Annotated in this window: 12 protein-coding genes; 4 read left to right on the top strand and 8 right to left on the bottom strand. The window is 67.9% G+C overall.

The window, feature by feature from the left end; all coding sequences use genetic code 11:
• Positions 1–105 precede the first annotated feature (105 nt).
• Positions 106–360 (top strand): HNH endonuclease, encoded by a 255-nt coding sequence (locus tag ACWDOP_RS34155; RefSeq protein ID WP_456348358.1) that lies wholly within the window; start codon positions 106–108, stop codon positions 358–360.
• A gap of 949 nt (positions 361–1,309) precedes the next feature.
• On the opposite strand, the gene ACWDOP_RS34150 is transcribed toward ACWDOP_RS34155, so the two are convergent.
• The 7 genes from ACWDOP_RS34150 to ACWDOP_RS34120 all read right to left on the bottom strand — a co-directional run bounded on the left by ACWDOP_RS34150 (position 1,310) and on the right by ACWDOP_RS34120 (position 5,053).
• A complete protein-coding gene (locus ACWDOP_RS34150; protein ID WP_456348353.1) occupies positions 1,310–1,810 on the bottom strand; it encodes an AAA family ATPase in 501 nt (166 codons plus the stop codon).
• A complete protein-coding gene (locus tag ACWDOP_RS34145) occupies positions 1,807–2,373 on the bottom strand; it encodes an NUDIX domain-containing protein (RefSeq protein WP_456348352.1) in 567 nt (188 codons plus the stop codon). Before ACWDOP_RS34145 ends, ACWDOP_RS34150 begins: the two co-directional genes overlap by 4 nt.
• A gap of 60 nt (positions 2,374–2,433) precedes the next feature.
• On the bottom strand, positions 2,434–2,820 hold the full coding sequence (gene rplL / locus ACWDOP_RS34140) for a 50S ribosomal protein L7/L12 (protein ID WP_454200139.1): 387 nt from the start codon (positions 2,818–2,820) through the stop codon (positions 2,434–2,436).
• Between the two features lie 78 nt (positions 2,821–2,898).
• The gene (locus ACWDOP_RS34135; RefSeq protein ID WP_456348351.1) at positions 2,899–3,282 is read right to left on the bottom strand and encodes an acyl-CoA thioesterase; all 384 of its coding nucleotides are present in this window, start codon (positions 3,280–3,282) and stop codon (positions 2,899–2,901) included.
• Positions 3,282–3,668 (bottom strand): acyl-CoA thioesterase, encoded by a 387-nt coding sequence (locus tag ACWDOP_RS34130; protein WP_454200137.1) that lies wholly within the window; start codon positions 3,666–3,668, stop codon positions 3,282–3,284. The genes ACWDOP_RS34135 and ACWDOP_RS34130 overlap by 1 nt, the downstream gene beginning before the upstream one ends.
• A gap of 19 nt (positions 3,669–3,687) precedes the next feature.
• Entirely contained in the window at positions 3,688–4,002 is a 315-nt protein-coding gene (locus ACWDOP_RS34125) for a DMT family transporter (RefSeq protein ID WP_456348350.1), read from the bottom strand.
• Between the two features lie 184 nt (positions 4,003–4,186).
• A complete protein-coding gene (locus ACWDOP_RS34120) occupies positions 4,187–5,053 on the bottom strand; it encodes a phytanoyl-CoA dioxygenase family protein (RefSeq protein WP_456348349.1) in 867 nt (288 codons plus the stop codon).
• Between the two features lie 43 nt (positions 5,054–5,096).
• On the opposite strand from ACWDOP_RS34120, the gene ACWDOP_RS34115 reads away from it, so the two are divergent.
• Together ACWDOP_RS34115 and ACWDOP_RS34110 are read left to right on the top strand one after the other, a co-directional pair.
• Positions 5,097–5,675: a TetR/AcrR family transcriptional regulator gene (locus tag ACWDOP_RS34115; protein ID WP_456348348.1), complete on the top strand. Its 579-nt coding sequence runs from the start codon at positions 5,097–5,099 to the stop codon at positions 5,673–5,675.
• Positions 5,676–5,797: 122 nt separating this feature from the next.
• Positions 5,798–6,889: a diguanylate cyclase gene (locus tag ACWDOP_RS34110; protein WP_456348347.1), complete on the top strand. Its 1,092-nt coding sequence runs from the start codon at positions 5,798–5,800 to the stop codon at positions 6,887–6,889.
• Between the two features lie 30 nt (positions 6,890–6,919).
• Here ACWDOP_RS34110 and ACWDOP_RS34105 read toward each other — a convergent pair whose 3' ends face one another.
• Positions 6,920–8,050 carry an FAD-dependent monooxygenase gene (locus ACWDOP_RS34105; protein ID WP_456348346.1) on the bottom strand — a complete coding sequence of 377 codons (1,131 nt, stop codon included), beginning with the start codon at positions 8,048–8,050 and terminating at the stop codon, positions 6,920–6,922.
• A 119-nt stretch (positions 8,051–8,169) separates the two neighbouring features.
• Here ACWDOP_RS34105 and ACWDOP_RS34100 point away from each other — a divergent pair, with 119 nt between their 5' ends.
• The gene (locus tag ACWDOP_RS34100; RefSeq protein ID WP_456348345.1) at positions 8,170–8,718 is read left to right on the top strand and encodes a TetR/AcrR family transcriptional regulator; all 549 of its coding nucleotides are present in this window, start codon (positions 8,170–8,172) and stop codon (positions 8,716–8,718) included.
• Positions 8,719–8,832: the final 114 nt, after the last annotated feature.

Below are 8,832 nucleotides of genomic sequence, written 5' to 3'. Positions count from 1 at the left end.
TCTCGGGGGCAGCGTCTCGCGAACCCGGCACAACGGCTCGCGTTGACTGCCACCGAGCGCGGGTGCACGCGCCCGGGATGCGATGCGCCAGCGAGCCGCGCGGCCGTGCACCACATCCGAGAATGGGCCGATGGCGGCGAAACGGACATCGAGAACCTGACCTTCGCGTGCGATGCCTGCCACGCCCAAGTCAATACCGGCCCGAACGGGTGGGAAACCGTTGTGATGGGCGAGGATTCGGAGAATCCAGGCAAGACCGGATGGATCCCACCACCACATATCGACCCGGCTCGGAGACCTCGTGTGAATTTCCGTCATCATCCCCAGTTTCCGGGTATCCCCGCGCGATGGCGCTGCTAGCCACCTCACCCGGTCGCAGCTCCCCGCTCACTGCTTTCCACGCTGCCTCTTCGGCTTTCCCATGCCGAAGAGGCTTTCGCGCGCCGACACACCCCCACCCCCTTGGCGTCGAACCCACCCGAACTCCACCACCAGCACCGGGCACTCCCACACGGCGACTCTGCCAGCGACCACAGCCCCGGCCTGATATCCGTCCTACTGCTCTACGCACTTTCGTTCACGGCATCATCGGCCTTCGACGCCGAACGGGCACGCGCCCACCCGCCTTCGCTATGGCCCGGCCATCCCACCCGGACAGCCGGTGCGGCCACACGAATCAGTGTTCACGCCCGTGGCCGACGTAGCCCACACCCGAACCACCCCAGCGGCTTCCAGCGGAGTTCGGGAGAGCAGGCAAAACAGATGCGACCGTGCTGGTTACCTCGCCTGCCGTACCCGACTTCTGGCTCCCCAGCCGGGAGCGCGTTCACCCTTCCAGCCGGGTCGACCGGCCGTGGGAACCTTCTCGAGACCTACAGACAAAGACTCGGCATCAGCACAATGTGGTGATGTCTATGGCGGTGATTGCCGCGCCCGGCGCGGGGTCGCGAACTCGGCCACGCATCCGAGGGCTTCGATCCCGCCTATCGGCCCGGGAGGGCTGGAACCGCCGCCGAGGCACCCAATCCGGCCCGGCTGGTACTCCGTTATCCAGGCGTCCTTCCCCCGGTAGGGCACCCAACCGCCGCCGAGGCACCCGACGTGCCCATGCTGGTACTCCGTTCTCGAGGCGTCGTTTTCTGCGGTAGGTCACGCGACCGCTACCGAGTCTCCCGAGGTGCCCCGCTGGTACTCCGTTATCCAGGCATCTTCCCCCGGTAGGGCTCCCAACTGTGATCGAGACACCCAACCGCCGGTAATCCGTCATCCCAGACGCCCTCTCCCACACCGCTGGAACCGCAGCCGAGCCCTACCCCACCCCCATCACATCCCGATGAATCCGCCCCACGATCTCCCCTAGTTCCCAACTCGAATCGATCCGCACCTCATCAACGAACCCCAGCGGCTGCCAGCCGTGATACCACCCCGCCATCTCAGCAGCGCCGAACTCACTCGCCTGCGCACGTCCCGCGTGCCGAGTCAGCGTCTCCTCGAATGTCAGGTCGAAGCTGTAGTGAAACGCGTAATCGGCTACCTCGGACAGCTTTTGAAGCATGCGACCGTAATGGCCGACGCTGAGAATGCCCTCCACCACGACCACCAGATCGCGCGTCAGGCCGAATGTCGCTATCTGCCCGATCAATTCGACATTGCTCGCCGACGGAGTGTCGTATTCCCGCAGCATGCGCCGGCGAACCACGTCCTGTGGCACCAGCAGGCATCGGCCCCGTGGAAAGAGCCGCTGGACCGCCTCGGCCACGGTGGACTTCCCCGATCCCGAGTTACCGCGGATGACCACGAGCACGCTCATCGGGCGCAGCGGGTCGAGAGGATGTGGGTGAGCTTGGCCAGAAAGCGCGGTAGGTGGGGATCCGAGATGGGAGCGTCGGCAATGGGATACCAAGCACCGGAGGCGAATTCGGAGGGGTCGAGGGGGTAGGGGGTGGTGTGGCGCCCGCGGATCACGTGCCAGAGGCTGATGTCGGTGTGCGGGGCGGGAAGGCTCACGGGGGTGACCGTCAGGAAGAACGGCGTCTCGCCGACCACGTCGAAATCGGGGGTCAGGTTCAGCTCTTCGCGAGCTTCGCGGCGCGCGGCCGACAGCGGGTGTTCACCGGGATCCACGTGTCCGCCCATGGGCAGGTTCATGCCGGATTTCAGATGGTGTCCGAGATAGATGGCTCGGGCGTCCGGGTCTATCAGGACCGTGTAGACGACCAGGTGCGGTGACGGGGTCGCCGGCGGAATGCGGCGGTGGATGTCGTCGGTGGCGGCCAGCCAGGTGAGAGTTTCTCCGATATGGCGCTTTTCGCGATCATCCCAGGGTTCGATGGCGGCGACCAGCTCGGCTACGGCGGCGGTGAGGGCGCGCATGAGTGAGCACGGTATCGGCCGGGTCCGACAGATCGCGCGCGCCGACTCACCGGCGGCGCGTCAGCGGATGGCGACGCGCGCGCCCGCGGCTTCCAATTTGTACCGGGCGTTCTCGGCCGCGTCCTGGCTGACGGCTTCGAGGATGGGCTTGGGCGCGGATTCCACCAGATCCTTCGCCTCCTTGAGCCCGAGGCCGGGGATGAGTTCGCGCATCGCCTTGATGACCTGGATCTTCTTGTCTCCGAAGGATTCCAGGATGAGATCGAATTCGGTCTTCTCCTCGGGCGCATCGGCCACCGCGGCCGCGCTGTCGCCGGGAATCGGCGCGAGCGGGATGGCGGCGGACACGTCGAATTGATTCTCGAAGGCTTTCAGGAATTCGGAAAGCTCCAGCAGCGTCATGTCTTTGAAGACATTCAGCAGTTCTTCGATGGTCATCTTGGCCATGATGTACCCCTTGCAGCGCTGACCAGGCGGTACATCAATCATAGGTGCCGATTCCGCGCTGCGGCGCGGCCCGAGGTCTCAGTTCCGCACGGCCTCCAGCGTGCCAAGGTATTCGCGTTCGGCGGCCGAGAGCGCTCGCGGGGCACCGTCCTCGATCGTGACTAGGGTGGAAGTCGCTGCGAGGTAGGAGAATTGCTCGTCGCGGATTTCGTGGGTGAGCGTGAACGACGTGGTGCCGATGCGCTCGACCGCGGTGGTCACCGTGACCGGTTCGGAACGAAAGACCAGCGGCATGCGGTAGGTCAGTCGCTGATTGGCGACCACCACGCGCCACGATCGCGAGTCGTGGCGCGCGAGCAGGTCCGCGCGGGCTTCGTCGAGGTACTGCGCGAAGACCACGTTGTTCAGGTGCTGCAGTGCGTCCATGTCGGTTCGGCGCAGCTGAATGGCGTAGGTGTGCATCAGGCACTCAACTCCTCGAGCATGGCGCGTTCCTCGTCCTGCAGTGGGCGCGAGCGCTGGGTGACCGTGTCGAAGGCGACCATGGTGCAGGTGGCGGTGGAGTACAGCACGTCCTCGTCCCGGATTTCCTGCATGAGCGTGAAGGACGATCCGCCGAGTTTGGACACCCAGGTTTCCACGCGCACCGGCTCGGGCCGGTAGCGCAGCGGCGTCAGGTAGTCGATGTCCATCTGCGCGACCACGCACGATCCCGACAGTCCACCGCGCTGCCGGAAGACGTCGATCCGGGTTTCCTCCAGGTAGCGCAGGTGAACGGCGTTGTGCACATGCCCGTCCGCATCCATGTCGGACCACCGCAGCGGGCACAGGTAGAGGTGTCGAGACATTCGGCATTCATACCATCGGTCAGTGTGCGAGCTTGAGGCCGACCACGCCGCCCACGATCAGGACCAGCAGCGCGATCTTCACCGCCGACGCGCTCTCGTCGCCGGTGATCATCGCGTAGGTGACCGTCAGCACCGCGCCGATGCCCACCCACACGGCGTACGAGGTGCCGGGCGGCAGGGTGCGCATGGCATAGGCGAGTCCGGCCATGGAAGCCACGAGTGCGGCCGCGAATACCGCCGAGGGGCCGAGTTTGGTGAATCCTTCGGTCTTTCCGAGAGCGGTCGCCCACACGGCCTCGAATACGCCGGAAATTACGAGCACCAACCACGCCATGACAACAATCCCCTTTCAGGAACTACCGTCTTGTCAGGTCTGGGTACGGTCGCAATCGTCCAGTGAACCGCGGTGCGCGATCCCCTTCGACCGTACCCAATGGATCGGCCCACAGGTGGAGACACTCCTCACCATTGCCCTTCGAGCGCGGTGAGCAGCCTGAAATCAGGACGAAATCGACCGGCTAACTACCGGTTCCGGGCGCCGGGTCCTCGAGCAGCCGCTTGGGATGCATGCCGTCCACCTGGCCGATGAACGGCGGGTGGATGCTGTAGCCGAGCATGCGGCGGATGTCCTCGTCGACCACGCGGGCGATCTCGCGCGGGGTGGACAGGGTGAACGCCTCCTGCGGGCGCAACCAGGGTTCGCAGTACTGGGCCGTGGCCGCGAGCCGGGGCGCGCTCGAGCGATTGGGTCCGCCGCCGTGCCACAGCGTGCCGAGGAAGAACACGCACGAGCCCGCGGACATCACGACCGGCCGCCGATCCGCCGAATTCGGTTGCGGCAGTTCCGAACCCCACAGGTGACTACCGGGCACGATTTCGGTGGCGCCGTTCTCGGCGGTGAAATCGTCGATGGCCCAGATGGTCGCGGCGGAGAGCGCGGGGCGCGGGCGCGGCAGCGGGTAGAAGCCGTCGTCGGTGTGCAGCATCTGGGCCGCCTCACCGGGCAGGATGTTGATGATCTGCAGCATGGACAGCAGGTAGTTGGGCATGAGCAGCCGGTCGAGCAGCGCCAGCACTCGCGGATGGGCGGCCATGCGATCGCAGGTGCGGGTCTTGTTCAGGACGCTGTACACGCGCTGGGTGGCGTGGCCTTCGAAGTTGTTGCGGCCCTTGAGATCCAGCAGTGGGTCCACGTCGGCGCGAATGGCGCGCAGCTCGGCCGCGGTGAGCAGGTCCGGCAGGATGACGTACCCGTCGCGCAGGACCGCCTCGACGTCGGCGTCGGCCACGGCGGGATCCACGCTCTGGCCGCTGCTGTGCGTGCGGCGGTACTTTCCGGCCAGGTCACCGGCCATATCGGTGACGGAGGAGACTTCGGCGCCCACGGCGTTCCCCTTTACATAACTGAGTTCTGTTATGGTTCGGAGCATGGCACGGGCTCCCCTGGGACGTCAACAACTATTGGACGCCGCGCGCGCGGAGATTCTCGCCGGGAACGGCCTGGTGGATCTCAACGCCCTCAAACGCCGATCCGGGCTGAGTACCGGCGCGCTCTATCACCATTTCGGCTCCAAAGCCGGTCTGCTGGTGGCCATCTACGAGGAGTTCCACGCCGGACTCGTGGCCGCCATCGCCGACGAGACACTCCCCGAGGGCGCGGGCTGGGCCGTGCGCGAACATGCCCGCACTCGCAATTTCGTGGCCTACCATTTCGCCGACCCGCTCTCGGGATTGCTGCTCGGGCGGATCGGCACCGCACCGGAGGTCGCCGAACTCGAGGCCGCGGCCCTCGAGCGCATCATCGAATCCGCGGGCCGCAATATCGAGCTCGGTCAGCGCAGCGGTGAACTCGACGCGACCATCGATCCCGGCCTGGCCGGGGCCTGCGTCATGGGCGCACTGCGGCACGGCATCGCCGAGCAACTTCGCCGCGATCCCCGCCCGACGGTGGAGCAGTCGACCGCCGAACTGTGGCGCTTCATCGCCGCCGCGGTGGGCGCGAAGTAGACACGGACACCGCATGCCCCGGCTCTACCTGCGGCTATGGGCAATGCCACACGATATTTCCGTCTGCCAGAAGCGGCGTATACCGTGGAGCGCGGCACCAGTGTCCACACCGAACGGGACCCATGGGTAATACCGCTGCACTGCTCAAAGCGTGGTGGCGAGATCCGGTCGACCACCGCTGGCTAACTCATGTGCTGGCCGCACATTCGATGTTGCCGCTGCAACGCGCCGTCGTCGGCATGGGCGGACTGCTGCTGGCGTTCATCGCCGGGGCGGCCGCGATATCCACCGCCGGGCCGCAGCACCCCGCCGGAACGGTGACCATGTGGGGCATAGCGGCCGGCGCGCTGCTGTGGGCGCTGCGCTGGTGGTTGCTGCCGTGGCCGAGCGAACGGGAATCGCTGCTGCTGTTCGCCGCGGCCGACGGCATGATCACCCTGGCCTGCCTCCTGGATTCCAATCGGGTGTACGGGGCGCTGGGCGCCATGCTGCTGGTGGTCACCGGCGGCTATCTCACCTTCTTCCACAGTCCGAAAGTGCTTGCCGCGCATGCGGCCTGGTCCCTGGCCTCGGTGCTGGTGCTGTCCGCGCGGATGGCCGCGGGCCCCGAGGATCTCCCGCTCGCGGTCGCCATCGTGCTGACCATGGTGAGCGCGGTCGTGGTGACGCTGCCGTCGCTGCAGTTCATGTTCTGGCTCGTGCGGATGGAATCGCTGTCCGATCCGCTGACCCGGCTGCTCAATCGGCGCGGACTGGAGTTCCATCTGTCGGGGATGTTCGGGGTGCAGGATCAACCCGGCATCTGCGTCATGGTCGCGGACCTCGACCAGTTCAAGGGCGTGAACGATCTGCTCGGCCATCCCGCGGGCGATCGGGTGCTCATCCGCACCGCCGAACTGCTCTCCTCGCTCGCCGGGGAGGGGCTGGTGGTCTCCCGCACCGGCGGGGAGGAGTTCGCGCTGGTCGGGTATCTCGACCCGGAGGCCGCGCTGGCGCAGGCCGAGACCGTGCGGAACGCGGTGGCCTCGGATCCGGACATCCCGGTGACGGTGAGCATCGGCATCGCGGCCTACGACGGGCGCACCGGGCATCGCCGGCCCACCCCCGACGAGCTGCTTCGGCGGGCGGACACCGCCATGTACCGGGCCAAACGCGGGGGCGGGAATCAGGTCTTCGTCTGCGATCGGACGTCGCCGCCGGTCGGCGGGCGCTGAATCGGCAGCGGGCGGCCAGCGGACACCGGATCAGCGCGAACGGGATATCACCCCGGCGGGTTCGGGTGTCCAGTCCAGGATCGGCGCCAGCGCCCGCAGCTGCGCCGACGCGGGCAGCGCGCGCATGAGGGTGTCGCGCAGTGTGGCCAGTACCGGGTTCGCCGTCTGCGCGACCGTGCCGATGCGCGCGGATCGGTCGGCGATCATCCGGGTGCGCGGGCGGCGTTCGGCGTCGTAGGCGGCCGGCGCGCCGCCCGAGTCGGCGACGCGGGCGAGCACCACCGCGTCCTCGAGCGCTTGGCAGGCGCCCTGCCCGAGGTTGGGGGTCATGGCGTGCGCGGCGTCCCCGATCAGCGCCAGCCGCCCGCGGACGTAGGTCGGCAGGGGCGGTAGTTCGTAGATGTCGTTGCGCAGCACCGCGTCCGGATCCGCCGCGGCCAGCAGCGCGGGAATGGGCGCGTGCCAGTCGCGGAAGCGGCGGCGGAGTTCGGGGAGACCGCCGTCGGGGGCTCCGGCGGCGGTATTCGCCGCGGCGAAGCAGTACACCCGGCCGTCCGCGAGGGCGGCGTAGCCGAAACGTTCACCGCGACCCCAGCTTTCACCCAGATCGCCGATCGGTTCGGCGGGGGTGACCACCACGCGCCAGGCGGTGTAGCCGCTGTAGCGGGGTTCGACCGCGCCGCAGACGGCGCGGCGAACCACGCTGTGAATGCCGTCCGCGCCGACGACGACGTCGCCGCGCGAGGTTCCCGCCGAATGGCGCACCGAACCGTCGGCATCGGCCTCGGCCACGGAAATGCCGGTGCGCAGGGCGGATTCGGGGACCGCCGCGCGCAGGATGTCCAGCAGATCCGCCCGGTGCAGGACGACGGGGGCGCCGTACCGGGCGCGCAGGGCGGCGGTATCGGTGCGCGAGAGCCATCGCCCCCGGGCATCGCGGATACCGGCGGCGCCGTCCTCGATGGCCCGCTCCCGTACCCGATCACCGACGCCGATGTCGTCGAGGGCCCGAAGGGCATTGGACCACAGCGAGATTCCCGCGCCGACCGCGGTCAGGTGCGGGGCCCGCTCGAGCACCTCGACCTCCCAGCCCCGGCGATCGAACGCGATGGCCGATGCGAGACCGGCGATTCCGCCGCCGACGATGAGCGCTTTCGACATGGCGCACTTCCCTCCGAATCTCGGCTCCGCACTGGGGAGCCCGATACGAGGAATCTACTACAGGTGTAGTTCGAAAACTACGTATGTAGTGGAATTCACTACTGATGTAGTGTCCCGGTATGCCTACCAAGCGGGAACTGATCCTCGACGGCGCGATCGAGGTGCTCGGCGCCAGCGGTCCGCGCGCGCTCACGCACCGGGCGGTGGACACCGCCGCCGAGATGCCCGCCGGATCGGCGTCCAATTACTTCCGCACCCGCGAGGCCCTGCTGTGCGGCATCGCCGAACGCCTCGAGGAACGCGACTACGCCGACTGGAACGCCCTGAGCCGGGCGCCCGCACCCACCACGGTCGCCCAGCTCGTCGACGGCTTCGCCATCCTGCTCACCCACGCGGTCACCACCGACCGCACCCGCACCCTGGCCCGCTACGCACTGTTCCTCGAGGCGGGCAGCGTCCCCGCGCTCGGGGAGAGCGTGCGGCGCGGGCGCGAACGGCTGACCGCGTGGATCGCCGGCATGATCAGCAATGTCGCACCCGGCAGTACCGACGCCAAGCTGCTCGTCGATTACCTGGACGGTGCCGCACTGCATGAATTGACCAGCCCCGCCGTGAATTTCGATCCCCGCGCCGAGGTGGACCGCATAGTGCGGGCGCTGCTGCGCTGAGCGGCCGGGCCGCACCCGAACCGGGCCACTCCGGTGCGGCGGGGCCGCATCGCAGCCGTGCCCGGTCGAGCCGTTCGCACGTGCCCGAGCCGAGCAGCGCCGGCGCGCGCGAGC

This window comes from Nocardia sp. NPDC003693, assembly GCF_053981095.1.
Note: the sequence above shows the minus strand (reverse complement) of the source record. Positions and strands in the feature narration are given on the sequence as shown.

Excerpts from the sequence above, each read along its gene's own strand:
- ACWDOP_RS34150 (WP_456348353.1), bottom strand. The coding sequence starts at position 1,810 with ATGAGCGTGCTCGTGGTCATCCGCGGTAACTCGGGATCGGGGAAGTCC.
- ACWDOP_RS34145 (WP_456348352.1), bottom strand. The coding sequence starts at position 2,373 with ATGCGCGCCCTCACCGCCGCCGTAGCCGAGCTGGTCGCCGCCATCGAA.
- rplL (WP_454200139.1), bottom strand. The coding sequence starts at position 2,820 with ATGGCCAAGATGACCATCGAAGAACTGCTGAATGTCTTCAAAGACATG.
- ACWDOP_RS34135 (WP_456348351.1), bottom strand. The coding sequence starts at position 3,282 with ATGCACACCTACGCCATTCAGCTGCGCCGAACCGACATGGACGCACTG.
- ACWDOP_RS34130 (WP_454200137.1), bottom strand. The coding sequence starts at position 3,668 with ATGTCTCGACACCTCTACCTGTGCCCGCTGCGGTGGTCCGACATGGAT.
- ACWDOP_RS34125 (WP_456348350.1), bottom strand. The coding sequence starts at position 4,002 with ATGGCGTGGTTGGTGCTCGTAATTTCCGGCGTATTCGAGGCCGTGTGG.
- ACWDOP_RS34115 (WP_456348348.1), top strand. The coding sequence starts at position 5,097 with ATGGCACGGGCTCCCCTGGGACGTCAACAACTATTGGACGCCGCGCGC.
- ACWDOP_RS34110 (WP_456348347.1), top strand. The coding sequence starts at position 5,798 with ATGGGTAATACCGCTGCACTGCTCAAAGCGTGGTGGCGAGATCCGGTC.
- ACWDOP_RS34105 (WP_456348346.1), bottom strand. The coding sequence starts at position 8,050 with ATGTCGAAAGCGCTCATCGTCGGCGGCGGAATCGCCGGTCTCGCATCG.
- ACWDOP_RS34100 (WP_456348345.1), top strand. The coding sequence starts at position 8,170 with ATGCCTACCAAGCGGGAACTGATCCTCGACGGCGCGATCGAGGTGCTC.